The 24,657-nt window shown below is 60.5% G+C and carries 21 protein-coding genes; all 21 read left to right on the forward strand.

Features of this window, described 5'->3' with window-relative positions; genetic code table 11:
• Positions 1 to 221 precede the first annotated feature (221 nt).
• Positions 222 to 2,447: an NADP-dependent isocitrate dehydrogenase gene (locus AC0R79_RS19665; RefSeq protein WP_127798716.1), complete on the forward strand. Its 2,226-nt coding sequence runs from the start codon at positions 222 to 224 to the stop codon at positions 2,445 to 2,447.
• Positions 2,448 to 2,525: 78 nt separating this feature from the next.
• Positions 2,526 to 2,972 carry an NUDIX hydrolase gene (locus AC0R79_RS19670; RefSeq protein ID WP_127798718.1) on the forward strand — a complete coding sequence of 149 codons (447 nt, stop codon included), beginning with the start codon at positions 2,526 to 2,528 and terminating at the stop codon, positions 2,970 to 2,972.
• A gap of 59 nt (positions 2,973 to 3,031) precedes the next feature.
• Positions 3,032 to 4,156 (forward strand): tRNA 2-thiouridine(34) synthase MnmA, encoded by a 1,125-nt coding sequence (gene mnmA / locus AC0R79_RS19675; protein ID WP_074688946.1) that lies wholly within the window; start codon positions 3,032 to 3,034, stop codon positions 4,154 to 4,156.
• Complete coding sequence (gene hflD, locus AC0R79_RS19680) at positions 4,153 to 4,776, forward strand: high frequency lysogenization protein HflD (RefSeq protein WP_039767411.1); 624 nt, start codon at positions 4,153 to 4,155, stop codon at positions 4,774 to 4,776. Before mnmA ends, hflD begins: the two co-directional genes overlap by 4 nt.
• Positions 4,777 to 4,903: 127 nt before the next feature.
• A complete protein-coding gene (gene purB / locus AC0R79_RS19685) occupies positions 4,904 to 6,274 on the forward strand; it encodes an adenylosuccinate lyase (protein ID WP_039767413.1) in 1,371 nt (456 codons plus the stop codon).
• Positions 6,275 to 6,360: 86 nt separating this feature from the next.
• The gene (locus AC0R79_RS19690; RefSeq protein ID WP_007951451.1) at positions 6,361 to 7,536 is read left to right on the forward strand and encodes a ribosomal protein uL16 3-hydroxylase; all 1,176 of its coding nucleotides are present in this window, start codon (positions 6,361 to 6,363) and stop codon (positions 7,534 to 7,536) included.
• Positions 7,529 to 7,954 (forward strand): GNAT family N-acetyltransferase, encoded by a 426-nt coding sequence (locus tag AC0R79_RS19695; protein ID WP_007951452.1) that lies wholly within the window; start codon positions 7,529 to 7,531, stop codon positions 7,952 to 7,954. Before AC0R79_RS19690 ends, AC0R79_RS19695 begins: the two co-directional genes overlap by 8 nt.
• Before the next feature lie 135 nt (positions 7,955 to 8,089).
• On the forward strand, positions 8,090 to 8,842 hold the full coding sequence (locus AC0R79_RS19700; RefSeq protein ID WP_007951453.1) for a secretin N-terminal domain-containing protein: 753 nt from the start codon (positions 8,090 to 8,092) through the stop codon (positions 8,840 to 8,842).
• A gap of 476 nt (positions 8,843 to 9,318) precedes the next feature.
• Positions 9,319 to 10,644: an isocitrate lyase gene (gene aceA, locus AC0R79_RS19705; RefSeq protein ID WP_127798722.1), complete on the forward strand. Its 1,326-nt coding sequence runs from the start codon at positions 9,319 to 9,321 to the stop codon at positions 10,642 to 10,644.
• 546 nt (positions 10,645 to 11,190) lie between these two features.
• On the forward strand, positions 11,191 to 11,604 hold the full coding sequence (locus tag AC0R79_RS19710) for an NADH-quinone oxidoreductase subunit A (protein WP_003223812.1): 414 nt from the start codon (positions 11,191 to 11,193) through the stop codon (positions 11,602 to 11,604).
• A gap of 10 nt (positions 11,605 to 11,614) precedes the next feature.
• Positions 11,615 to 12,289: a NuoB/complex I 20 kDa subunit family protein gene (locus AC0R79_RS19715; protein ID WP_007951456.1), complete on the forward strand. Its 675-nt coding sequence runs from the start codon at positions 11,615 to 11,617 to the stop codon at positions 12,287 to 12,289.
• Between the two features lie 69 nt (positions 12,290 to 12,358).
• Positions 12,359 to 14,143, forward strand: coding sequence for an NADH-quinone oxidoreductase subunit C/D (nuoC, locus tag AC0R79_RS19720; RefSeq protein WP_007951457.1), 1,785 nt, complete (start codon positions 12,359 to 12,361; stop codon positions 14,141 to 14,143).
• A 2-nt stretch (positions 14,144 to 14,145) separates the two neighbouring features.
• Positions 14,146 to 14,643 carry an NADH-quinone oxidoreductase subunit NuoE gene (nuoE, locus tag AC0R79_RS19725; protein ID WP_003223804.1) on the forward strand — a complete coding sequence of 166 codons (498 nt, stop codon included), beginning with the start codon at positions 14,146 to 14,148 and terminating at the stop codon, positions 14,641 to 14,643.
• Positions 14,640 to 15,995, forward strand: a complete 1,356-nt coding sequence (gene nuoF, locus AC0R79_RS19730; protein WP_007951458.1) for an NADH-quinone oxidoreductase subunit NuoF — start codon at positions 14,640 to 14,642, stop codon at positions 15,993 to 15,995. Before nuoE ends, nuoF begins: the two co-directional genes overlap by 4 nt.
• A 137-nt stretch (positions 15,996 to 16,132) precedes the next feature.
• A complete protein-coding gene (nuoG, locus tag AC0R79_RS19735) occupies positions 16,133 to 18,847 on the forward strand; it encodes an NADH-quinone oxidoreductase subunit NuoG (protein WP_375747446.1) in 2,715 nt (904 codons plus the stop codon).
• A complete protein-coding gene (gene nuoH / locus AC0R79_RS19740) occupies positions 18,844 to 19,851 on the forward strand; it encodes an NADH-quinone oxidoreductase subunit NuoH (RefSeq protein ID WP_007951460.1) in 1,008 nt (335 codons plus the stop codon). Before nuoG ends, nuoH begins: the two co-directional genes overlap by 4 nt.
• An 11-nt stretch (positions 19,852 to 19,862) precedes the next feature.
• Positions 19,863 to 20,411, forward strand: a complete 549-nt coding sequence (nuoI, locus tag AC0R79_RS19745) for an NADH-quinone oxidoreductase subunit NuoI (RefSeq protein ID WP_007951461.1) — start codon at positions 19,863 to 19,865, stop codon at positions 20,409 to 20,411.
• 9 nt (positions 20,412 to 20,420) lie between these two features.
• Positions 20,421 to 20,921 carry an NADH-quinone oxidoreductase subunit J gene (nuoJ, locus tag AC0R79_RS19750; RefSeq protein ID WP_007951462.1) on the forward strand — a complete coding sequence of 167 codons (501 nt, stop codon included), beginning with the start codon at positions 20,421 to 20,423 and terminating at the stop codon, positions 20,919 to 20,921.
• A gap of 3 nt (positions 20,922 to 20,924) precedes the next feature.
• On the forward strand, positions 20,925 to 21,233 hold the full coding sequence (nuoK, locus tag AC0R79_RS19755) for an NADH-quinone oxidoreductase subunit NuoK (protein WP_003180046.1): 309 nt from the start codon (positions 20,925 to 20,927) through the stop codon (positions 21,231 to 21,233).
• Complete coding sequence (gene nuoL / locus AC0R79_RS19760) at positions 21,230 to 23,083, forward strand: NADH-quinone oxidoreductase subunit L (RefSeq protein WP_474731389.1); 1,854 nt, start codon at positions 21,230 to 21,232, stop codon at positions 23,081 to 23,083. Before nuoK ends, nuoL begins: the two co-directional genes overlap by 4 nt.
• 39 nt (positions 23,084 to 23,122) lie before the next feature.
• Positions 23,123 to 24,655, forward strand: coding sequence for an NADH-quinone oxidoreductase subunit M (gene nuoM / locus AC0R79_RS19765; RefSeq protein ID WP_007951464.1), 1,533 nt, complete (start codon positions 23,123 to 23,125; stop codon positions 24,653 to 24,655).
• The last annotated feature ends 2 nt before the right edge of the window (positions 24,656 to 24,657 follow it).

Raw genomic sequence — 24,657 nt, forward strand, 5'->3', positions numbered from 1 at the left:
ACCAAAGGGTCACGACGGCTGGCCTCTCTAGCACGAGACTTTCCGCCTGATTGGTCGGGTTGTTACCGCAGTCCGACTGCTTGACGCTCTACTGATGCACCCAACATCACCGCGAAGATTCTCGACATTCGGTTCATGGATGACTTTGAACGAACGCGCTTACCCGGCGCCCCTCGAGTTTCTGCGCACGCTTTAGCAAAGAAGAGAGAGTTAATCCGAATATGCCCACCCGCTCGAAGATCATCTATACCTTCACCGACGAAGCTCCAGCCCTCGCCACCTATTCCCTGCTGCCGATCATCGAGGCTTACACTGCCTCGGCCGATATCGCCGTGGAAACCCGCGATATCTCTCTTGCAGCACGTATTCTGGCCAGCTTCCCCGAGCAACTGGGTGACAAAGCCGTAGCCGACCACCTCGCCGAACTGGGCGACCTGGCCGTTACGCCTGAAGCCAACATCATCAAGCTGCCGAACATCAGCGCCTCGGTTCCGCAACTGCAAGCCGCGATCAAAGAACTGCAAGCCCAGGGCTACAACCTGCCGGACTACCCGGAAACCGTGACCAGCGACGCCGACAAAGACGCCAAGGCGCGCTACGACAAGGTCAAGGGCAGCGCGGTGAACCCGGTTCTGCGCGAAGGCAACTCCGACCGCCGTGCTCCGCTGTCGGTCAAGAACTACGCTCGCAAGCACCCGCACAAAATGGGCGCCTGGGCCAAGGACTCCAAGTCCCACGTCGCTCACATGAGCACCGGCGATTTCTACGGCAGCGAAAAAGCTGCCCTGATCGACGCCGCTGACGCCGTGAAGATCGAGCTGATCGCCAAAGACGGCACCGCTACCGTCCTGAAAGAAAAAACCACCGTTCAGGCGGGCGAGATCCTCGACTGCTCCGTGATGAGCAAAAAGGCCCTGCGCGCGTTCATCGCCGCTGAAATCGACAGCGCCAAGCAACAAGGCGTGCTGCTGTCGGTTCACCTGAAAGCCACCATGATGAAGGTCTCCGACCCGATCATGTTCGGCCAGATCGTTGCCGAGTTCTACAAAGACGCCCTGACCAAGCACGCCGACGTGCTGGCAGAAATCGGCTTCAACCTGAACAACGGCATCGGCGACCTGTACGCCCGCATCAAATCCCTGCCGGCCGAGCAGCAAGCCCAGATCGAAGCTGACGTGCAGGCGGTCTACGCCGTTCGTCCGTCGCTGGCGATGGTCAACTCCGACAAAGGCATCACCAACCTGCACGTGCCGAGCGACGTGATCGTCGACGCCTCGATGCCGGCCATGATCCGTGACTCCGGCAAGATGTGGGGCACCGACGGCCAGCTGCACGACACCAAGGCTGTGATCCCGGATCGCTGCTACGCCACCATCTACCAGGCCGTGATCGAAGATTGCAAAGCCAATGGTGCTTTCGATCCGACCACCATGGGCAGCGTGCCAAACGTTGGCCTGATGGCTAAAAAGGCTGAAGAATACGGCTCCCACGACAAGACCTTCCAGATCAAGGCCGACGGCGTGGTTCGCGTGACCGACAGCAAAGGCACCCTGCTGATGGAACAGGCTGTTGAAGCCGGCGACATCTTCCGTATGTGCCAGACCAAAGACGCGCCGATCCAGGACTGGGTCAAACTGGCCGTCAACCGCGCTCGTGCAAGCGCAACTCCAGCCATTTTCTGGCTGGACCCGATGCGCGCCCACGACGGCGTGGTGATCGAGAAAGTTCAGGCTTACCTGAAGGATCACGACACCGCTGGTCTGGACATCCAGATCATGGCGCCGGTCGATGCCATGAAATACACCCTGCAGCGCACCCGCGAAGGCAAGGACACCATTTCGGTGACCGGCAACGTACTGCGTGACTACCTGACCGACCTGTTCCCGATCATGGAACTGGGCACCAGCGCCAAGATGCTGTCGATCGTGCCGCTGATGAACGGCGGTGGCCTGTTCGAAACCGGCGCCGGCGGTTCGGCTCCGAAGCACGTGCAGCAACTGGTCGAAGAGAACTTCCTGCGCTGGGACTCGCTGGGTGAATTCCTGGCCCTGGCCGCTTCTCTCGAGCACCTGGGTGTGAACTACAACAACCCGAAAGCGCTGGTTCTGTCCAAGACCCTGGATCAGGCCACCGGCCAGTTCCTCGACAACAACAAGTCGCCATCGCGCAAAGTCGGCAACATCGACAACCGCGGCAGCCACTTCTACCTGGCGATGTACTGGGCACAAGCCCTGGCCGCCCAGACCGAAGACACTGCACTGCAAGCGCAGTTCGCAACTCTGGCCAAGACCCTGACCGAGAACGAAGCGACCATCGTCGCCGAGCTCAACGCCGTTCAAGGCAAGCCAGTGGACATCGGCGGTTACTACCACGCCAATGCCGAGCTGATCAGCAAGGCCATGCGCCCAAGCGCAACCCTCAACGCGGCCATCGCTGCGCTGGTATAAGGTTGTAAAGGGAACATCACAAACCCCGGCCATGCGCCGGGGTTTGTGTTTCTGCCTTTCGCCCAGGAGATTCAATCAATGCAATGGCTCCCCCACATCACTGTCGCCACCATCGTCGAGGACAACGGTCGTTTTCTGATGGTCGAGGAACACAAAGCAGGGCGTAACGTGCTCAATCAGCCCGCCGGTCATCTGGATCCGGACGAAACCCTGATCGAAGCCGCCGTGCGCGAAACCCTCGAAGAAACCGGCTGGGACGTCGAGCCCACCGCCGTGGTCGGCATTTATCTGTATACCGCCCCGAGCAACGGCGTGACTTACCAGCGCGTGTGCTTTAGCGCCAAAGCCGTGAAACACCACCCGGATTATCAGCTGGACGACGGCATCGTCGGCGCCAAGTGGCTGACCCGCGAGGAATTAATCGAGCAGCGCGAGCACTGGCGCAGCGAGCTGATCATCCGCTGCATCGATGATTATCTGGCCGGCAATCGCTTCGGCCTCGAACTGATCCGCCCTTCCCTTTAGCCTTGAGGCCGTGAGCCTGATAGAATCGCGTCCTTTTTCAAGACACTCATTGAATCCCTATGCGTGATCCAGCCCCTTCTGACACATCCAAGAAGCGCGTCATTGTCGGCATGTCCGGCGGCGTGGACTCTTCCGTTTCCGCTCTCCTGCTGATCGAGCAGGGTTATGAGGTGGAAGGCCTGTTCATGAAGAACTGGGAAGAAGACGACGGAACGGAATACTGCACCGCCATGGACGACCTGGCGGATGCTCAGGCTGTGTGCGACAAGATCGGTATCAAGCTGCACACCGCCAACTTCGCCGCCGAGTACTGGGACAACGTGTTCGAGCACTTCCTGGCCGAATACAAGGCCGGCCGCACGCCGAACCCGGACATCCTGTGCAACCGCGAGATCAAGTTCAAGGCGTTCCTCGACTACGCCATGATGCTCGGCGCCGACCTGATTGCCACCGGTCACTACGTGCGCCGCCGCGACATCGATGGCCGCACCGAGCTGCTCAAAGGCCTGGATCCGAACAAGGATCAGAGCTACTTCCTGCACGCCGTCGGCGGCGAACAGATCGCCAAGACCCTGTTCCCGGTCGGCGAACTGGAAAAACCGGAAGTCCGTGCAATTGCCGAGAAATACGAACTGGCGACCGCCAAGAAGAAGGATTCCACCGGGATCTGCTTCATCGGCGAGCGTCGCTTCAGCGATTTCCTCAAGCAATACCTGCCGGCGCAACCGGGCGAGATCAAGACCACCGAAGGCGAAGTCATCGGCCGTCACCACGGCTTGATGTACCACACCATCGGCCAGCGTCAGGGCCTGGGCATCGGTGGTCTGAAAGACGCCGGCGATGAGCCGTGGTACGTGCTGCGCAAGGATCTGGACACCAACGAGCTGATCGTCGGCCAGGGCAACAACCATCCGTGGCTGTTCTCCAGCGCCCTGCTCGCTTCGGAAATCTATTGGGTCAACCCGATCGACTTGAGCCAGCCACTGCGCCTGACCGCCAAGGTTCGTTATCGCCAGAGCGATCAGGCCTGCACGCTGGAAAAAACCGAGACCGGCTATCGCGCCGTGTTCGACGAGCCGCAGCGCGCGGTCACGCCGGGCCAGTCGGTGGTGTTCTATGACGGTGAAATCTGCCTCGGCGGCGGCGTGATCGAAGTCGCCGAGCCGTGGAGCGGCCAGGCATGAGCCCGACTCAGGAGCAATTGACCGCTCTGGGCGGCGTGTTTCTCGCCGCCGTGCTGGTCGACCGGATCGCCAAGACCGGCCAGACCAACGAGGCCGGCTTGAGCTGCATGCTCGGCAGCCTGCTGGTTCGCGACCCGAAAGACACGCTGGATGTTTACGGCGGCGACGATATCAACCTGCGCGAGGGTTACCGCGCGCTGATCGGCGCCCTCGAGCGCGACCCGAGCACCTTGCAGCGCGAACCGCTGCGCTACGCCCTGTCGATGCTCGGCCTCGAGCGGCAATTGGCCAAGCGCAACGACATGCTCGACGTGATCGGCAAGCGCTTGCCGCAGATCCAGTCGCAGGTCGAACATTTCGGCCCGGCCCACGAAAACGTGATCGCGGCCTGCGGTGCGCTGTATCAGGACACCCTGAGCACGCTGCGCCAACGCATTCAGGTGCATGGCGACATGCGCAATCTGCAGCAGCCGAGCAATGCCTCGAAGATCCGCGCCCTGCTGCTCGCCGGCATTCGTTCGGCACGCCTGTGGCGTCAGCTCGGCGGCCATCGCTGGCAGCTGGTCGTGAGCCGACGCAAATTGCTCAAAGAGCTGTATCCGTTGATGCGCAGCGAGTAAATCGCCGCGCAATAAAAGCTTTGTAGTCTGTAACGCGTAATACGCCGGTCAGTTGGCGACGGACCGGCGGATTTTTTCATGTATGATACGCGCCCCATTTCGTTGCCCGACTGTCCGAGAACACCCCATGCAGCTCTCTTCGCTCACTGCGGTTTCCCCTGTTGACGGCCGCTACGCCGGCAAAACCCAGGCCCTGCGCCCAATTTTCAGCGAGTACGGTCTGATCCGTGCCCGCGTTCTGGTTGAAGTGCGCTGGCTCCAGCGCCTGGCCGCTCACGCCGGCATCCCGGAAGTGCCAGCCTTCTCCGCCGAAGCCAACGCCGTTCTGAATGAACTGGCCGAAAACTTCTCGCTGGAGCACGCCGAGCGCGTGAAAGAGATCGAGCGCACCACCAACCACGACGTAAAAGCGATCGAATACCTGCTCAAAGAGCAAGCGGCCAAGCTGCCGGAGCTGGCCAAGGTCAGCGAATTCATCCACTTCGCCTGCACCAGCGAGGACATCAACAACCTGTCCCACGCCCTGATGCTGCGCGAAGGCCGTGACGACGTGATGCTGCCGCTGATGCGCCAGACTGCCAACGCCATCCGCGAACTGGCGATCCGCTTCGCCGACGTGCCGATGCTGTCGCGCACCCACGGTCAGCCGGCTTCGCCGACCACTCTGGGTAAAGAGCTGGCGAACGTGGTTTACCGTCTCGAGCGCCAGATCGCTCAGGTCGCTGCCGTTCCGCTGCTGGGCAAGATCAACGGCGCTGTCGGCAACTACAACGCTCACCTGTCGGCCTACCCGCAGATCGACTGGGAAGCTAACGCCCGCGCCTTCATCGAAGACGAGCTGGGTCTGGGCTTCAACCCGTACACCACGCAGATCGAGCCGCACGACTACATCGCCGAGCTGTTCGACGCCATTGCGCGCTTCAACACCATCCTGATCGACTTCGACCGTGACATCTGGGGCTACATCTCCCTGGGTTACTTCAAGCAGCGCACCATCGCCGGCGAAATCGGTTCGTCGACCATGCCGCACAAGGTCAACCCGATCGACTTCGAAAACTCCGAAGGTAACCTGGGCATCGCCAACGCGCTGTTCCAGCACCTGGCGAGCAAACTGCCGATCTCCCGCTGGCAGCGCGACCTGACCGACTCCACCGTTCTGCGCAACCTCGGTGTCGGCTTCGCCCACAGCGTGATCGCGTACGAAGCGAGCCTCAAAGGCATCAGCAAGCTCGAGCTGAACGCTGACAAGATCGCTGCCGATCTGGACGCTTGCTGGGAAGTCCTGGCCGAGCCGATCCAGACCGTGATGCGCCGCTACAACATCGAAAACCCGTACGAGAAGCTGAAAGAACTGACGCGCGGCAAGGGCATCAGCCCTGAAGCGCTGCAGACTTTCATCGACGGCCTGGACATGCCGGCCGCTGCGAAAGCCGAGCTCAAGCAACTGACCCCGGCCAACTACATCGGCAACGCTGTAGCGCAAGCCAAACGCATCTGATCGACTGCTTGACCCGTTTGAGACGCCCGGCCGCGCCGGGCGTTTTTATTCCCGTCTGAAAAATGCTTTTTTTCAATAGGTTACATATGAATCCCGATATTCCTCTTCAACTTCTGGGTGGTCTTACGGCGCGCGAATTCATGCGCGATTACTGGCAGAAAAAACCACTGCTGATCCGTCAGGCGATTCCTGATTTCGAAAGCCCGATCGACGCCGACGAACTCGCCGGCCTGGCCCTGGAAGAAGAAGTCGAATCGCGCCTGGTGATCGAGCACGGCGAGCGTCCATGGGAACTGCGTCGCGGCCCGTTCGCCGAAGACGAATTCAGCAAACTGCCGGAGCGCGAGTGGACCCTGCTGGTGCAAGCGGTCGATCAGTTCGTGCCGGAAGTCAGCGAGCTGCTGGAAAACTTCCGTTTCCTGCCAAGCTGGCGCGTCGACGACGTGATGATCAGCTTCGCCGCCCCGGGTGGCAGCGTCGGCCCGCACTTCGACAACTACGACGTGTTCCTGCTGCAAGGCCACGGCAAGCGCAACTGGAAAATCGGCCAGATGTGCGACTCCGAAAGCCCGTTGCTGCAACACGCGGACCTGCGCATCCTCGCCGAATTCCACGAGACCGAAGAGTGGGTCCTGGAACCGGGCGACATGCTCTACCTGCCGCCGCGACTGGCTCACTGCGGCGTTGCCGTCGATGACTGCATGACCTACTCGGTCGGCTTCCGCGCACCAAGCGCCGCTGAAGTGCTGACCCACTTCACCGATTTCCTCAGCCAGTTCCTGACTGACGAAGAGCGCTACACCGACGCCGATGCCAAACCGGTCAGCGATGACCCACATCAGATCCAGCACGATGCCCTCGGCCGCCTGAAAGCCCTGCTCGCCGAGCACATGAGCGACGAACGCCTGCTGCTGACCTGGTTCGGCCAGTACATGACCGAGCCACGTTACCCAGAGCTGGTGGTCGGCCCGGAAGAAGTCGAGGAAGAAGACCTCCTTGGCGCGCTCGAAGACGGTGCCATCCTGATCCGCAACCCGAGCGCGCGCCTGGCGTGGTCGGACGTCGATGACGATCTGCTGCTGTTCGCCAGCGGCCAGAGCCGTTACCTGCCAGGCAAGCTGCGCGAACTGCTGAAGCTGATCTGCTCCGCCGACGCCCTGCACACCGACAACCTCGGTGACTGGCTGAGCGACGAAGACGGTCGCGGCCTGCTGTGCGAACTGGTCAAACAGGGAAGCCTGGGGTTCGCCGACGATGAATAAGATTCGCGTACGTGTTGCAGACTGGCAAAAGGACAACGCCGAGATCCGCCGCATTCGCGAAACGGTGTTCATTGCCGAACAATCAGTTCCACCCGAGCTTGAGTGGGACGCCGATGACGCCACGGCGGTGCATTTCCTGGCTTTCGAAGGCGACTTTCCGATCGGCACCGCCCGCCTCTTGCCCGACGGGCATGTTGGCCGGGTTTCTGTGCTGAAGGACTGGCGCGGCCTGAAGGTCGGCGATGCGCTGATGCAAGCGGTGATTGCCGAAGCGGAAGCACGCGGCCTGAAGCAGCAGATGCTCAGCGCCCAGGTTCAGGCCACGGCGTTCTATGAGCGCCTGGGTTTCAACCTGGTCAGCGAGGAATTCCTGGAAGCAGGGATTCCGCATGTCGATATGGTTCGTCATTCGGCCTGACCTTCTGCCTTGAAGCGTGTAAAACGCCCCGCCATCTCACGATGCCGGGGCGTTTTGCTGTCTACGATTCAACTTGCCCCACCCCGGGCCGACAAACTGGCAATATCAAGCCTTTCGAAAGCGGAGATAACGGACATGTCCCTACGCACCCTGCTCACCACCCTGCTGCTCGGCTGCAGTTTTTCGGTGATGGCAGCCACAGAAATCGTACCCCTCAAATACCACACCAGCGCCGACATGCTGCCGGTGGCACAGGACTTCATCGGCAAGGACGGCCAGGTCAGCGCCTATGGCAACCAACTGATCGTCAAGGCCGAGCCCGGCAAGATCGAAGAACTCAAGGACCTGCTCTCGCAGCTCGACACCGCACCCAAGCGCCTGCTGATCACGGTCGACACCAATGAAAACAACGGTCGCGGCGATGAAGGCTATTCGGTCAACGGCGCTCAAACCCGGATCATCAGCCGCAGCACTGCCAGCCGTGACGGCGGCATTCAGCAGATCCAGGCCAGCGAAGGCGCACCGGCGCTGATCCAGGTTGGCCAAAGCGTGCCGATCACCAGCAGCCAGACCAACTCCTACGGCGATTACAGCAGCCAGACTCAATATCGCAACGTTACCCAGGGCTTTTACGTCACCGCCAGCGTCACCGGCGAAACCGTCCACCTGGCCATCAGTACCAACCGTGACCGCATGAGCCAGGAACGTCCCGATGTAGTGAACGTGCAGAGCACCGACACAACCGTCACCGGACGCCTGGGCGAATGGATCACCCTCGCCGGCGTGAATCGCCAGACCCAGGCCGACAAACAGGGCCTGGCCCGCAGCTACTCGACTCAAGGCCGGGATGACATGACGTTGCGGGTGAAAGTCGACACGTTGGACTAAAGCACCAAAAACTGACTGATTAGTCGTATTAGACGAAAGATGTAGTGCTTGAAAAAAAGCACTACAAAACGTTTGACGAGCCAAAAAAGCGAAGGCATGATGGCCTCGCTCCCGCTAATCAGAGGCCCTGGCAAGGGCCTTCGAAGCGATGCTCGCAACCATCCCCGCGAGCCGTTTCGTGTCTGTACCGCCCACAAGGTGTGTTTGACGAGGTTGCCGACTGGAACGAAGTTGTCCCGAGGGACGGAAGCGTAATTAGGTAACCCGGCTTTACACTGTAGTTCGTATAAAGGCCCACGACGCCCGAATGCGCCCGCCAGTTCGCCTTTACCTGCTCACCTCCCCTCGAGCCCATCGTTCATCCCGTCGCCTGCCCCGCCGAACCCGACCTGACCACCTAAGCTTCTGGTCAGCGAGCGCAAGGAATTTTCCACCGCAGAACAACTTTTCATAAAGACGCGACGAGGTTTATCTCCATGGCACTGACACGCGAACAGCAAATTGCAGCCCTTGAAAAAGACTGGGCTGAAAACCCGCGCTGGAAAGGCGTGACTCGCAATTATTCCGCTGCTGACGTCGTCCGTCTGCGTGGCTCGGTTCAACCAGAGCACACCTTTGCAAAAATGGGCGCCGAAAAACTGTGGAACCTGGTCACCCAGGGTGCCAAGCCGTCCTTCCGCCCAGAGAAAGATTTCGTCAACTGCATGGGCGCCCTGACCGGCGGCCAGGCTGTGCAACAGGTTAAAGCCGGTATCCAGGCGATCTACCTGTCGGGCTGGCAAGTCGCTGCGGACAACAACTCCGCCGAATCGATGTACCCGGACCAGTCGCTGTACCCGGTGGACTCGGTTCCAACCGTGGTCAAGCGCATCAACAATTCGTTCCGTCGTGCCGACCAGATCCAGTGGAAAGCCGGCAAGAACCCGGGCGACGATGGCTACATCGACTACTTCGCGCCAATCGTGGCTGACGCCGAAGCCGGTTTCGGCGGCGTACTGAACGCCTACGAGCTGATGAAGAGCATGATCGAAGCAGGCGCCGCCGGCGTTCACTTCGAAGACCAGCTGGCTTCCGTGAAGAAATGCGGCCACATGGGCGGCAAGGTTCTGGTTCCAACCCAGGAAGCCGTGCAGAAGCTGACCGCTGCTCGTCTGGCTGCCGACGTTGCCGGTGTACCGACCATCATCCTGGCCCGTACCGACGCCAACGCTGCCGACCTGCTGACTTCCGACTGCGACCCGTATGACAAGCCGTTCGTAACGGGCGATCGTACTCAGGAAGGCTTCTACAAGGTTCGTGCCGGTCTGGACCAGGCAATCGCCCGTGGCCTGGCCTACGCGCCGTACGCCGACCTGATCTGGTGCGAAACCGCTAAACCAGACCTGGACGAAGCCCGTCGTTTCGCCGAAGCGATCAAAAAGGAATACCCGGACCAGATCCTGTCGTACAACTGCTCGCCTTCCTTCAACTGGAAGAAAAACCTGGACGACGCGACCATCGCCAAGTTCCAGCGCGAACTGTCCGCCATGGGTTACAAGCACCAGTTCATCACCCTGGCCGGCATTCACAACATGTGGCACAGCATGTTCAACCTGGCGCACGACTACGCCCGCAACGACATGACTGCCTATGTGAAGCTGCAAGAGCAGGAATTCGCTGACGCCGCCAAGGGTTACACCTTCGTGGCTCACCAGCAGGAAGTGGGCACTGGCTACTTCGACGACATGACCACCGTGATCCAGGGCGGCACGTCCTCGGTGACCGCGCTGACCGGTTCGACCGAAGAAGAACAGTTCCACTGATCGACTTCGCCTGAGCGAACGGCCTTTGCGGACCGTATAGAAAGCTAACCGCATTGCCGAAAAACTGACGCCCCGACTGGTTCGGGGCGTTTTTTTTGCCTGCGGTTTTCAGGCACCTCAGGAATTGGCACAGCCTGTCAGGCAAAACATTGATCCAGAGCGGTATCCGCATCGCAAAAATCGGCTAAAACGGGCCCCGCTGCAACTTGCAGTAACGCGCATATAAGACAACTTCCCAACTACTGACCCGTTAAACAGTTACCAAACCACTCCAAACGATATTAATTATCATTTAGCGGCAACTATGTTCGTTACATTTCCTACAAAACATAATTCGTGAAATCCCGGCTAATGCCCGCAACGCATGGGCTGCGGGCCCTTCGAGGTGCGCTATGTCCTTATTCCAATAAATAATTTCGCTATAGGAATTTTACTTGCAGGGTGTTTAGCCATAAAATCAGCGCGATTGATTGCTGCGACATATCGTCACTGCCTTATTTCTTTATCAAGCTCAGAGACCTTTGCTCTCTGTTAAGGATTTCCAGCATGCCCGAAGCGACAGGACTCATGGCCCACAACTGGGGCTTTGCCATTTTCCTTCTGGGTGTAGTCGGCCTGTGTGCCTTCATGCTCGGCGTCTCCAGCCTCCTCGGGTCAAAAGCCTGGGGCCGCAGCAAAAACGAACCGTTCGAGTCCGGCATGCTACCTACCGGTGGCGCCCGCTTGCGGCTCTCAGCCAAATTCTATCTGGTCGCGATGCTCTTCGTGATCTTCGATATCGAAGCCCTCTTTCTCTTTGCATGGTCTGTGTCCGTCCGCGAAAGCGGCTGGACCGGATTCGTCGAAGCTCTCGTTTTCATAGCAATTCTGTTGGCAGGTCTTGTCTACCTGTTCCGAGTGGGCGCCCTTGACTGGGCTCCGGAAGCTCGTCGCAAGCGGCAGGCGAAGCTGAAACAATGAGGCTTTGGCAATGCAATACAATCTCACCAGAATCGACCCCGATGCTCCTAACGAGCAGTATCCGATCGGCCAGCGGGAAACCGTTTCCGATCCGTTAGAAGATCAAGTCCACAAAAACATTTTCATGGGCAAGCTGGAAGACGTGCTGAGTGGCGCGGTCAACTGGGGACGTAAGAACTCCCTGTGGCCGTACAACTTCGGTCTGTCGTGCTGCTACGTGGAAATGACCACCGCCTTCACGGCGCCCCACGACATCGCGCGCTTCGGCGCCGAAGTTATCCGGGCATCACCGCGTCAGGCCGACTTCATGGTTATCGCCGGGACCTGCTTCATCAAGATGGCGCCGATCATTCAGCGCCTGTACGAGCAGATGCTCGAGCCCAAGTGGGTGATCTCGATGGGTTCGTGCGCCAACTCCGGCGGCATGTACGACATCTACTCCGTGGTTCAGGGGGTGGACAAGTTCCTGCCCGTTGACGTCTACGTACCTGGCTGCCCGCCCCGTCCAGAAGCATTTCTGCAAGGCTTGATGCTGTTGCAGGAATCCATTGGCCAGGAGCGTCGCCCACTTTCCTGGGTCGTTGGCGATCAAGGCGTTTATCGCGCCGACATGCCTTCGCAGAAGGAACAGCGCCGCGAACAGCGAATCGCAGTCACCAACCTGCGCAGCCCTGACGAAGTCTGATCCAGTCTGTTTCAAAGAAACGAGAAGCTGGCTTCATTCTTTACGTTGACCGAAAGCGAAAAAATAACCATGACTACAGGCAGTGCTCTGTACATCCCGCCTTATAAGGCAGACGACCAGGATGTGGTCGTCGAACTGAACAACCGTTTTGGCGCCGAAGCGTTCACCGCTCAGCCGACCCGCACCGGCATGCCGGTGCTGTGGGTGGCTCGCGCCAAACTCGTCGAAGTCCTGACCTTCCTGCGCAACCTGCCCAAGCCGTACGTCATGCTCTATGACCTGCACGGCGTGGACGAGCGTCTGCGCACCAAGCGTCAAGGGCTGCCGAGCGGTGCCGATTTCACCGTGTTCTATCACCTCATGTCGCTGGAACGTAATAGTGACGTGATGATCAAGGTCGCCTTGTCCGAGAGCGACCTCAGCTTGCCGACCGTCACCAGCATCTGGCCGAACGCCAACTGGTACGAGCGTGAAGTCTGGGACATGTACGGCATCGACTTCAAAGGTCACCCGCACCTGTCGCGCATCATGATGCCGCCGACCTGGGAAGGTCACCCGCTGCGCAAGGACTTCCCGGCGCGCGCCACCGAATTCGATCCGTTCAGCCTGAACCTGGCCAAGCAACAGCTTGAGGAAGAAGCCGCGCGCTTCCGTCCTGAAGACTGGGGCATGAAGCGTTCCGGGGCGAACGAGGACTACATGTTCCTCAACCTGGGTCCGAACCACCCTTCGGCTCACGGTGCGTTCCGCATCATCCTGCAACTGGACGGTGAAGAAATCGTCGACTGCGTTCCGGACATCGGTTACCACCACCGTGGTGCCGAGAAGATGGCGGAGCGTCAGTCCTGGCACAGCTTCATTCCGTACACCGACCGTATCGACTACCTAGGCGGCGTGATGAACAACCTGCCGTACGTGCTCTCGGTCGAGAAGCTGGCCGGCATCAAGGTGCCAGAGAAGGTCGACGTCATCCGCATCATGATGGCCGAGTTCTTCCGGATCACCAGCCACCTGCTGTTCCTGGGTACCTACATCCAGGACGTCGGCGCCATGACTCCGGTGTTCTTCACCTTCACCGACCGCCAGAAGGCGTACACGGTGATCGAAGCCATCACCGGTTTCCGTCTGCACCCGGCCTGGTACCGCATCGGCGGCGTCGCTCACGACCTGCCGCGCGGCTGGGAAAAACTGGTGAAGGACTTCGTTGAATGGCTGCCAAAGCGCCTCGACGAATACACCAAGGCTGCCCTGCAGAACAGCATCCTCAAGGGTCGTACCATCGGCGTTGCCCAGTACAACACCAAAGAGGCCCTGGAATGGGGCGTCACCGGTGCCGGCCTGCGTTCCACCGGTTGCGACTTCGACCTGCGTAAAGCGCGTCCGTACTCCGGCTACGAGAACTTCGAGTTCGAAGTGCCACTGGCCGCCAACGGCGATGCCTACGACCGCTGCATGGTTCGCGTCGAAGAAATGCGTCAGAGCGTCAAGATCATCGACCAATGCCTGCGCAACATGCCGGAAGGCCCGTACAAGGCGGATCACCCGCTGACCACGCCGCCGCCGAAAGAGCGCACGCTGCAGCACATCGAAACCTTGATCACGCACTTCCTGCAGGTTTCGTGGGGCCCGGTCATGCCGGCCAACGAATCCTTCCAGATGATCGAAGCGACCAAGGGCATCAACAGTTATTACCTGACGAGCGACGGCGGCACCATGAGCTACCGTACCCGGATCCGTACTCCGAGCTTCCCGCATCTGCAACAGATCCCTTCGGTGATCAAAGGCAGCATGGTCGCGGACCTGATTGCGTACCTGGGTAGTATCGATTTCGTTATGGCCGACGTGGACCGCTAAGCATGAACAGCACGCTTATCCAGACAGACCGTTTCACCCTGAGTGAAACCGAGCGCTCGGCCATCGAGCACGAGCTGCATCACTACGAAGACCCGCGCGCGGCGTCGATCGAAGCCCTGAAGATCGTTCAGAAAGAGCGCGGCTGGGTGCCGGACGGCGCTCTGTACGCCATCGGCGAGATCCTCGGCATCCCGGCCAGCGACGTTGAAGGCGTGGCCACGTTCTACAGCCAGATCTTCCGTCAGCCGGTCGGCCGTCACATCATTCGCGTCTGCGACAGCATGGTCTGCTACATCGGTGGCCACGAGTCGGTGGTCAGCGAAATCCAGAACAACCTGGGTATCGGCCTGGGCCAGACCACCGCCGACGGTCGCTTCACCCTGCTGCCGGTCTGCTGCCTCGGCAACTGCGACAAGGCACCGGCGCTGATGATCGATGACGACACCTTTGGCGATGTCCAGCCTGCCGGCGTCGCCAAACTGCTCGAGGGCTACGTATGACCCTGACTTCTTTCGGCCCGGCCAACCGCATCCAGCGTTCGGCCGAGACTCACCCGCTGACCTGGCGCCTGCGTGACGACGGCGAAGCCGTGTGGCTCGACGAGTACCAGGCCAAGAACGGTTACGCCGCTGCGCGCAAGGCCTTCGCCGACATGGATCAGGACGCCATCGTCCAGACCGTGAAAGACGCCGGCCTCAAAGGTCGCGGCGGTGCAGGCTTCCCCACTGGCGTGAAGTGGGGCCTGATGCCAAAGGACGAATCCATCAACATCCGCTACCTGCTGTGCAACGCGGATGAAATGGAGCCGAACACCTGGAAAGACCGCATGCTGATGGAGCAACTGCCCCATCTGCTGATCGAAGGCATGCTGATCAGTGCCCGCGCGCTGAAAACCTACCGTGGCTACATCTTCCTGCGGGGCGAGTACACCACCGCCGCCAAGCACTTGAACCGTGCCGTGGAAGAAGCCAAGGCAGCGGGCCTGCTGGGCAAGAACATCCTGGGCAGCGGCTTCGATTTCGAGCTGTTCGTCCACACCGGCGCCGGGCGTTACATCTGCGGTGAAGAAACCGCACTGATCAACTCCCTCGAAGGTCGCCGCGCCAACCCGCGCTCCAAGCCACCCTTCCCTGCCGCCGTTGGCGTGTGGGGCAAGCCGACCTGCGTGAACAACGTTGAAACCCTGTGCAACGTGCCGGCGATCATCGCCGACGGCGTGGACTGGTACAAATCGTTGGCCCGCGACGGCAGCGAAGACATGGGCACCAAGCTCATGGGCTTCTCCGGCAAGGTCAAGAACCCTGGCCTGTGGGAACTGCCATTCGGCGTGACCGGTCGCGAACTGTTCGAAGACTACGCCGGCGGCATGCGCGACGGCTTCAAGCTGAAAGCCTGGCAGCCAGGCGGCGCCGGTACCGGTTTCCTGTTGCCTGAACACCTCGACGCACAAATGTACGCCGGCGGCATCGCCAAGGTTGGCACCCGTATGGGTACCGGCCTGGCCATGGCGGTGGACGACAGCGTCAACATGGTGTCCCTGCTGCGCAACATGGAGCAGTTCTTCGCTCGCGAATCCTGTGGTTTCTGCACCCCTTGCCGTGATGGTTTGCCATGGAGCGTCAAGCTGCTGATGGCGATCGAACAAGGTCGCGGCCAGCCAGGCGACATCGAGACCCTGCTGGGTCTGGTCAACTTCCTCGGCCCGGGCAAGACCTTCTGTGCTCACGCACCGGGTGCCGTGGAGCCGTTGGGCAGTGCCATCAAATACTTCCGTCCAGAGTTCGAAGCCGGTATCGCGCCTGCAAGCGCCGCCGTCCCGCCCCTGGCGAAGCCGATCGTAGTCGGCGCGTAAACGCTTAAAAAAGGCGAAGGGTCCGTGCCCTTCGCCTTTCGTCCGATGACGCCTTTCGGGGCTGACTGGATTCGGACGGATAACAAGATTCCATTAGCCACGCCCGCTGACACCGGGCCAACGAAGACCTTTGAACCATGGCCACTATCCACGTAGACGGCAAAGCGCTCGAAGTCGACGGGGCAGACAACCTGTTACAGGCATGTCTGTCGCTGGGCCTCGACATCCCTTATTTCTGCTGGCACCCCGCGCTTGGTAGCGTCGGGGCCTGCCGCCAGTGCGCGGTCAAGCAGTACACCGACGAGAACGACACCCGTGGTCGCATCGTCATGTCCTGCATGACCCCTGCCACCGACAACACCTGGATCTCCATCGACGATGAAGAATCCAAGGCGTTCCGCGCCAGTGTCGTCGAATGGCTGATGACCAACCACCCGCACGACTGCCCTGTGTGCGAGGAAGGCGGTCACTGCCACCTGCAAGACATGACCGTGATGACCGGCCACAACGAGCGCCGTTATCGCTTCACCAAACGTACCCACCAGAACCAGCAACTGGGCCCGTTCATTTCCCACGAAATGAACCGCTGCATCGCTTGCTACCGCTGCGTGCGTTTCTACAAGGACTACGCCGGCGGCACCGACCTCGGTGTGTTCGGCGCCCACGACAACGTGTACTTCGGTCGCGTTGAAGACGGCACCCTCGAAAGCGAGTTCTCCGGCAACCTCACCGAGGTCTGCCCGACCGGTGTGTTCACCGACAAGACTCACTCCGAGCGCTACAACCGCAAGTGGGACATGCAGTTCTCGCCAAGCATCTGCCATGGCTGCTCGAGCGGTTGCAACATCTCCCCGGGCGAGCGTTACGGCGAACTGCGTCGCATCGAAAACCGTTACAACGGTTCGGTGAACCAGTACTTCCTGTGCGACCGTGGCCGTTTTGGTTATGGCTACGTCAACCGCACCGACCGTCCACGTCAGCCGTTGCTGGCCGACGGCACCAAGCTTGGGCTGGATGCTGCGCTGGACAAAGCCGCCGACCTGCTGCGCGGTCGCAACATCGTCGGTATCGGTTCGCCGCGTGCCAGCCTGGAAAGCAACTACGCGTTGCGTGAACTGGTAGGCGCCGAGCACTTCTACTCCGGTATCGAAGCCTCCGAGCTGGAACGCATCCGTCTGGTCCTGCAAGTGCTGAAAGACAGCCCGCTGCCAGTGCCGAACATGCGCGACATCGAAGACCACGACGCGGTGTTCGTCCTCGGTGAAGACCTGACCCAGACCGCCGCCCGTATGGCCCTGGCTCTGCGTCAGTCGGTGAAAGGCAAGGCTGAAGACATGGCCGAAGCCATGCGCGTTCAGCCTTGGCTCGACGCCGCCGTGAAGAACATCGGTCAGCACGAGCTGAACCCGCTGTTCATCGCCAGCCTGGCTGAAACCAAGCTCGATGACATCGCCGAAGAGTGTGTACACGCCGCTCCAGACGATCTGGCCCGCATCGGTTTTGCCGTAGCTCACGCCCTGGACGCCAGCGCGCCGGCCGTTGAAGGTCTGGACGCCGAAGCCCTGGAACTGGCCAAGCGTATCGCCGACGCCCTGCTCGCGGCCAAGCGTCCGCTGATCATCGCCGGTACTTCGCTGGGCTCCAAAGCCTTGATCGAAGCGGCTGCGAACATCGCCAAGGCCCTGAAGCTGCGCGAGAAGAACGGTTCGATCAGCCTGATCGTGCCGGAAGCCAACAGCCTCGGCCTGGCCATGCTCGGTGGCGAGTCGGTTGATGCTGCGCTGCAAGCGGTCATCGACGGCAAGGCCGACGCCATCGTCGTGCTGGAAAACGATCTGTACACCCGCACCGCCAAGGCCAAGGTCGATGCGGCACTGAACGCTGCGAAAGTAGTGATCGTTGCCGACCATCAGAAGACCGCCACCAGCGACCGCGCGCATCTGGTTCTGCCAGCCGCCAGCTTCGCTGAAGGCGACGGTACGCTGGTCAGCCAGGAAGGTCGCGCCCAGCGTTTCTTCCAGGTTTTCGACCCGCAATACATGGACGCGAGCATTCTGGTCCACGAAGGCTGGCGCTGGCTGCACGCCCTGCGCGCCACCCTGCTGAACCAGCCGATCGACTGGACGCAACTCGACCACGTGACCGCTGCCGTTGCTTCGAGCACCACGCAACTGGCCCGTATCGTCGACGCCGCGCCGTCCGCCTCGTTCCGCATCAAGGGTCTGAAACTGGCGCGTGAGCCGCTGCGTTATTCCGGTCGCACCGCGATGCGTGCCGACATCAGCGTTCACGAACCACGTACCCCGCAAGACAAGGACACCGCGTTCGCCTTCTCGATGGAAGGTTACTCGGGCTCCGCCGAACCGCGTCAGCAAGTGCCGTTCGCCTGGTCGCCGGGCTGGAACTCGCCGCAAGCCTGGAACAAGTTCCAGGACGAAGTCGGTGGTCATCTGCGCGCTGGCGATCCGGGCACCCGCCTGATCGAAAGCACCGGTGATTCGCTGAACTGGTTCGCCAGTGTTCCGCGCGCGTTCAACCCGGCCCAGGGCACCTGGCAAGCCGTGCCGTTCTATCACCTGTTCGGCAGCGACGAGAACTCGTCGAAAGCCGCTCCGGTCCAGGAACGCATCCCGGCCGCCTACGTTGCACTGGCCAAGTCCGAAGCGGATCGCCTGGGCGTCAACGACGGCGCACTGCTGAGCCTCAATGTTGCCGGCCAGACCCTGCGTCTTCCGCTGCGCATCAATGAAGAGCTGGGCGCTGGCCTGGTTGCACTGCCGGCCGGTCTGGCAGGCATTCCGCCGGCGATTTTCGGCCAAACCGTTGATGGTCTGCAGGAGGCAGCGCAATGACCTGGTTCACCCCTGAAGTGATCGATGTGATCCTGACGGTCATCAAGGCCATCGTGATCCTGCTGGCCGTGGTGGTCGCAGGCGCGTTGCTCAGCTTTGTCGAGCGTCGCCTGCTGGGCTGGTGGCAGGACCGTTACGGTCCGAACCGCGTTGGTCCGTTCGGCATGTTCCAGATTGCAGCCGACATGCTGAAGATGTTCTTCAAGGAAGACTGGACCCCGCCGTTTGCCGACAAGGTGATCTTCACCCTGGCGCCGGTGGTGGCCATGTCTGCCCTGCTGATCGCGTTCGCGATCATCCCGATCACCCCGACCTGGGGCGTGGCGGATCTGAACATCGGCCTGCTGTTCTTCTTCGCCATGGCTGGTTTGTCGGTCTACGCGGTGCTGTTCGCCGGCTGGTCGAGTAACAACAAGTTCGCCCTTCTCGGCAGCTTGCGTGCCTCGGCGCAGACCGTGTCCTACGAAGTGTTCATGGGCCTGGCCCTGATGGGCATCGTGGTGCAGGTCGGCTCGTTCAACATGCGCGACATCGTCGAGTACCAGGCGCAGAACCTGTGGTTCATCATTCCTCAGTTCTTCGGCTTCTGTACCTTCTTCATCGCTGGCGTGGCCGTGACTCACCGTCACCCGTTCGACCAGCCGGAAGCGGAACAGGAACTGGCCGACGGTTACCACATTGAATACGCCGGTATGAAATGGGGCATGTTCTTCGTCGGTGAATACATCGGCATCATCCTGATCTCGGCGCTGCTGGTCACCCTGTTCTTCGGTGGCTGGCACGGTCCGTTCGGCATCCTGCCGCAACTGTCCTTCGTCTGGTTCGCACTGAAGACCGCGTTCTTCATCATGCTGTTCATCCTGCTGCGCGCTTCCATCCCGCGTCCGCGTTATGACCAGGTGATGGATTTCAGCTGGAAATTCTGCCTGCCACTGACCCTGATCAATTTGCTGGTGACCGCTGCAATCGTGTTGTGGAACACGCCTGCGGTTGCGGTTCAGTGAGGATTTGACCCATGTTCAAATATATTGGCGACATCGTTAAGGGTACCGGTACCCAGTTGCGCAGCCTGGTCATGGTCTTCGGCCATGGCTTTCGCAAGCGCGACACCCTGCAATACCCGGAAGAGCCGGTCTACCTGCCACCACGCTACCGTGGCCGCATCGTCCTGACCCGCGACCCTGATGGCGAAGAACGCTGCGTAGCCTGCAACCTGTGCGCCGTGGCTTGCCCGGTGGGTTGCATCTCGCTGCAGAAAGCTGAAACCGAAGACGGTCGCTGGTACCCGGACTTCTTCCGTATCAACTTCTCGCGCTGCATTTTCTGCGGTCTCTGCGAGGAAGCCTGCCCGACCACCGCGATCCAGCTGACCCCGGATTTCGAGATGGCCGAGTTCAAACGTCAGGACCTGGTGTACGAGAAAGAAGATCTGCTGATCTCCGGCCCCGGCAAAAACCCTGATTACAACTTCTATCGTGTTGCAGGTATGGCCGTTGCGGGCAAGCCGAAAGGCGCCGCACAAAACGAAGCCGAGCCGATCAACGTGAAGAGCTTGCTGCCTTAAGGAAGAACGATGGAATTCGCTTTCTATTTCGCATCGGGTATCGCTGTTGTGTCCACATTGCGTGTGGTCACCAACACCAATCCTGTGCACGCCCTGCTCTACCTGATCATTTCGTTGATCGCCGTGGCCATGACCTTCTTCGCACTCGGCGCTCCGTTCGCCGGCGTGCTGGAAGTGATCGCCTACGCCGGCGCCATCATGGTGCTGTTCGTGTTCGTGGTGATGATGCTGAACCTGGGCCCGGCCTCGGTTCAGCAGGAACGCACCTGGCTCAAGCCCGGGATCTGGGCGGGGCCGGTGATTCTCGCCGCCCTGCTGCTGGCCGAACTGCTGTATGTGCTGTTCGCTCACCAGAGCGGTCAGGCCATCGGCCACACCACCGTCGATGCAAAAGCCGTGGGCATCAGCCTGTTCGGTCCGTATCTGCTGGTGGTCGAACTCGCCTCGATGCTGCTGCTCGCTGCAGCCGTCACGGCGTTCCATTTGGGCCGTAACGAGGCGAAGGAGTAAGACATGCCTGCTATCCCTCTCGAACATGGTTTAGCCGTCGCCGGCATCCTGTTCTGCCTTGGTCTGGTCGGCCTGATGGTCCGCCGCAACATTTTGTTCGTGTTGATGAGTCTGGAAGTGATGATGAACGCCTCTGCACTGGCTTTCATCGTTGCGGGCGCCCGCTGGGCGCAACCGGATGGACAGATCATGTTCATCCTGGTGATCAGCCTTGCAGCCGCCGAAGCCAGTATTGGCCTGGCGATCCTGCTGCAACTGTATCGCCGCTTCCACACGCTCGATATCGACGCTGCCAGTGAGATGCGCGGATGAACCTACTCTTTCTGACTTTCGTATTCCCTCTGATCGGGTTCCTGTTGCTGTCGTTCTCGCGCGGCCGCTTCTCGGAAAACCTGTCGGCGCTGATCGGTGTCGGCTCCATCGGCCTGTCTGCCATCGTCGCGGCCTACGTGATCTGGCAATTCAACGTCGCGCCACCGGAAGGTGGCGTCTACACCCAGGTGCTGTGGCGCTGGATGTCGGTGGAAGGTTTCCAGCCTGACTTCGCGCTGTACCTGGATGGTCTGTCCGTGACCATGCTCGGTGTGGTCGTCGGTGTCGGCTTCCTGATCCACCTGTTTGCATCGTGGTACATGCGTGGCGAAGACGGTTACTCGCGCTTCTTCTCGTACACCAACCTGTTCATCGCCAGCATGCTGTTCCTGATCCTGGGCGATAACCTGCTGTTCATCTACTTCGGTTGGGAAGGCGTGGGCCTGTGCTCGTACCTGTTGATCGGTTTCTACTACAGCAACCGCAACAACGGTAACGCCGCACTGAAAGCCTTCATCGTCACCCGTATCGGCGACGTGTTCATGGCGATCGGCCTGTTCATCCTGTTCCAGCAACTGGGCACGCTGAACGTCCAGGAACTGCTGGTGAAGGCGCCTGAACACTTCAAGGTCGGTGATTTCTGGATCGTGCTGGCCACCCTGATGCTGCTGGGTGGTGCGGTCGGTAAATCGGCTCAACTGCCGCTGCAAACCTGGCTGGCGGACGCGATGGCCGGCCCTACCCCGGTTTCGGCACTGATCCACGCCGCAACCATGGTTACCGCTGGCGTCTACCTGATCGCCCGTACCCACGGTCTGTTCGCCCTGGCGCCGGACATCCTGCACCTGGTCGGCATCGTCGGTGGTGTGACCCTGGTTCTGGCCGGTTTCGCCGCGCTGGTACAAACCGACATCAAACGTATCCTCGCCTACTCGACCATGAGCCAGATCGGCTACATGTTCCTGGCGCTGGGCGTTGGCGCCTGGGAAGGCGCGATCTTCCACCTGATGACCCACGCCTTCTTCAAGGCCCTGCTGTTCCTTGCCTCCGGTGCGGTGATCGTTGCCTGCCACCACGAGCAGAACATCTTCAAGATGGGCGGCCTGTGGAAGAAACTGCCGCTGGCCTACGCCAGCTTCATCGTCGGTGGTGCCGCTCTGGCTGCCCTGCCTCTGGTGACCGCAGGTTTCTACTCCAAGGACGAAATCCTCTGGGAAGCGTTCGCCAGCGGCAACCACGGTCTGCTTTACGCAGGTCTGGTCGGCGCATTCATGACGTCGCTGTACACCTTCCGCCTGATCTTCATCGCGTTCCACGGTGAAGCCAAGACCGAAGCCCACGCCGGCCATGGCATCGCTCACTGGCTGCCGCTGTCGGTGCTGATCGTGCTGTCGACCTTCGTCGGCGCCATGATCGTTCCACCGCTGCACGGCGTACTGCCTGAAAGCGTTGGCCATGCCGGTGGCGAAGCCAAGCACAGTCTGGAAATCGCCTCGGGTGCCATCGCCCTGGCCGGTATCCTGCTGGCAGCCGTGCTGTTCCTCGGCAAGCGTCGCTTCGTGACCGCGATCGCCAACAGCGGCATCGGCCGTCTCCTTTCGGCCTGGTGGTTCGCTGCCTGGGGCTTCGACTGGATCTACGACAAACTGTTCGTGAAGCCGTACCTTGCGATCAGCCACATGCTGCGCAAAGACCCGCTCGACCAGACCATCGGTCTGATCCCGCGCATGGCCAAGGGTGGTCACACTGCCCTGAGCCGTACCGAAACCGGTCAACTGCGTTGGTACGCTGCTTCGATGGCTGCTGGTGCCGTGTTGGTCATCGGCGCTGTCGTGCTGGTAGCGGTCTGATATGAACCTTGCGAATTTGCGAAAGGAAACGAGCCCGTCATGATTCTGCCTTGGCTAATCCTGATCCCCTTCATCGGCGGCCTGCTGTGCTGGATGGGTGAGCGCTTCGGCGCTACCCTCCCCCGCTGGATTGCGCTGTTGACCATGACCCTGGAACTCGCCCTCGGCCTCTGGCTGTGGGCCCACGGTGACTATTCATTTGCTCCGGCGCCTGGCGCCGATCCGACCTGGGCGCTTGAGTTCAAGCACGTCTGGATCCAGCGCTTCGGCATCAACGTGCACCTGGCCCTCGACGGCCTGTCGCTGCTGATGATCCTGCTGACCGGTCTGCTGGGTATCCTGTCGGTACTCTGCTCGTGGAAAGAGATTCAACGTCACGTTGGCTTCTTCCACCTGAACCTGATGTGGATCCTGGGCGGCGTTGTCGGCGTGTTCCTCGCCCTCGACCTGTTCATGTTCTTCTTCTTCTGGGAAATGATGCTGGTGCCGATGTACTTCCTCATCGCGCTCTGGGGTCACAGTTCTTCGGACGGCAAGAAAACCCGGATCTACGCTGCGACCAAGTTCTTCATCTTCACTCAGGCTTCCGGCCTGATCATGCTGGTGGCGATCCTCGGTCTGGTCCTGGTCAACTACAACAGCACCGGCGTGATCACCTTCAACTACGCCGATCTGTTGAAGACCAAGATGTCGATGACCACCGAGTACATCCTGATGCTCGGCTTCTTCATCGCCTTCGCGGTCAAGCTGCCAGTGGTTCCGTTCCACTCCTGGCTGCCTGACGCTCACGCCCAGGCACCGACTGCAGGTTCCGTCGACCTCGCCGGTATCTTGCTGAAAACCGCGGCCTACGGTCTGCTGCGTTTCGCCCTGCCGCTGTTCCCGAACGCCTCGGCCGAGTTCGCGCCGATTGCCATGACCCTCGGTCTGATCGGGATCTTCTACGGTGCGTTCCTGGCGTTCGCGCAAACCGATATCAAGCGTCTGATCGCCTTCTCGTCCGTTTCCCATATGGGCTTCGTACTGATCGGCATCTACTCCGGCAGCCAACTGGCCCTGCAAGGTGCTGTGATCCAGATGCTGGCCCACGGTCTGTCGGCCGCGGCACTGTTTATCCTCAGCGGTCAGCTGTACGAGCGTCTGCATACTCGTGACATGCGTGAGATGGGCGGTCTGTGGTCGCGTATCGCTTACCTGCCGGCGATCAGCCTGTTCTTCGCAGCCGCCTCTCTGGGTCTGCCGGGTACCGGTAACTTCGTCGGCGAGTTCCTGATCCTGATCGGTACGTTCGCCAGTGCTCCATGGATCACCGCGATTGCCACCTCCGGTCTGGTGTTCGGTTCGGTCTACTCGCTGATCATGATCCACCGCGCTTACTTCGGTCCGTCCAAATCGGATTCGATCCTGCACGGCATGGACGGTCGCGAACTGATCATGGTGCTGGGCCTTGCGGTACTGCTGATTTACCTCGGCGTCTACCCGCAACCGTTCCTCGACACTTCTGCCGCCACGATGCATGGCGTGCAGCAGTGGCTCGGCACCGCCTTCACTCAACTCGCTTCGGCCCGGTAAGA

The sequence above is a fragment of the Pseudomonas sp. HD57-3 genome, from assembly GCF_056113135.1.

Coding starts and splice junctions, on each gene's coding strand:
- AC0R79_RS19665 (WP_127798716.1), top strand. CDS start 222: ATGCCCACCCGCTCGAAGATCATCTATACCTTCACCGACGAAGCTCCA.
- AC0R79_RS19670 (WP_127798718.1), top strand. CDS start 2,526: ATGCAATGGCTCCCCCACATCACTGTCGCCACCATCGTCGAGGACAAC.
- mnmA (WP_074688946.1), top strand. CDS start 3,032: ATGCGTGATCCAGCCCCTTCTGACACATCCAAGAAGCGCGTCATTGTC.
- hflD (WP_039767411.1), top strand. CDS start 4,153: ATGAGCCCGACTCAGGAGCAATTGACCGCTCTGGGCGGCGTGTTTCTC.
- purB (WP_039767413.1), top strand. CDS start 4,904: ATGCAGCTCTCTTCGCTCACTGCGGTTTCCCCTGTTGACGGCCGCTAC.
- AC0R79_RS19690 (WP_007951451.1), top strand. CDS start 6,361: ATGAATCCCGATATTCCTCTTCAACTTCTGGGTGGTCTTACGGCGCGC.
- AC0R79_RS19695 (WP_007951452.1), top strand. CDS start 7,529: ATGAATAAGATTCGCGTACGTGTTGCAGACTGGCAAAAGGACAACGCC.
- AC0R79_RS19700 (WP_007951453.1), top strand. CDS start 8,090: ATGTCCCTACGCACCCTGCTCACCACCCTGCTGCTCGGCTGCAGTTTT.
- aceA (WP_127798722.1), top strand. CDS start 9,319: ATGGCACTGACACGCGAACAGCAAATTGCAGCCCTTGAAAAAGACTGG.
- AC0R79_RS19710 (WP_003223812.1), top strand. CDS start 11,191: ATGCCCGAAGCGACAGGACTCATGGCCCACAACTGGGGCTTTGCCATT.
- AC0R79_RS19715 (WP_007951456.1), top strand. CDS start 11,615: ATGCAATACAATCTCACCAGAATCGACCCCGATGCTCCTAACGAGCAG.
- nuoC (WP_007951457.1), top strand. CDS start 12,359: ATGACTACAGGCAGTGCTCTGTACATCCCGCCTTATAAGGCAGACGAC.
- nuoE (WP_003223804.1), top strand. CDS start 14,146: ATGAACAGCACGCTTATCCAGACAGACCGTTTCACCCTGAGTGAAACC.
- nuoF (WP_007951458.1), top strand. CDS start 14,640: ATGACCCTGACTTCTTTCGGCCCGGCCAACCGCATCCAGCGTTCGGCC.
- nuoG (WP_375747446.1), top strand. CDS start 16,133: ATGGCCACTATCCACGTAGACGGCAAAGCGCTCGAAGTCGACGGGGCA.
- nuoH (WP_007951460.1), top strand. CDS start 18,844: ATGACCTGGTTCACCCCTGAAGTGATCGATGTGATCCTGACGGTCATC.
- nuoI (WP_007951461.1), top strand. CDS start 19,863: ATGTTCAAATATATTGGCGACATCGTTAAGGGTACCGGTACCCAGTTG.
- nuoJ (WP_007951462.1), top strand. CDS start 20,421: ATGGAATTCGCTTTCTATTTCGCATCGGGTATCGCTGTTGTGTCCACA.
- nuoK (WP_003180046.1), top strand. CDS start 20,925: ATGCCTGCTATCCCTCTCGAACATGGTTTAGCCGTCGCCGGCATCCTG.
- nuoL (WP_474731389.1), top strand. CDS start 21,230: ATGAACCTACTCTTTCTGACTTTCGTATTCCCTCTGATCGGGTTCCTG.
- nuoM (WP_007951464.1), top strand. CDS start 23,123: ATGATTCTGCCTTGGCTAATCCTGATCCCCTTCATCGGCGGCCTGCTG.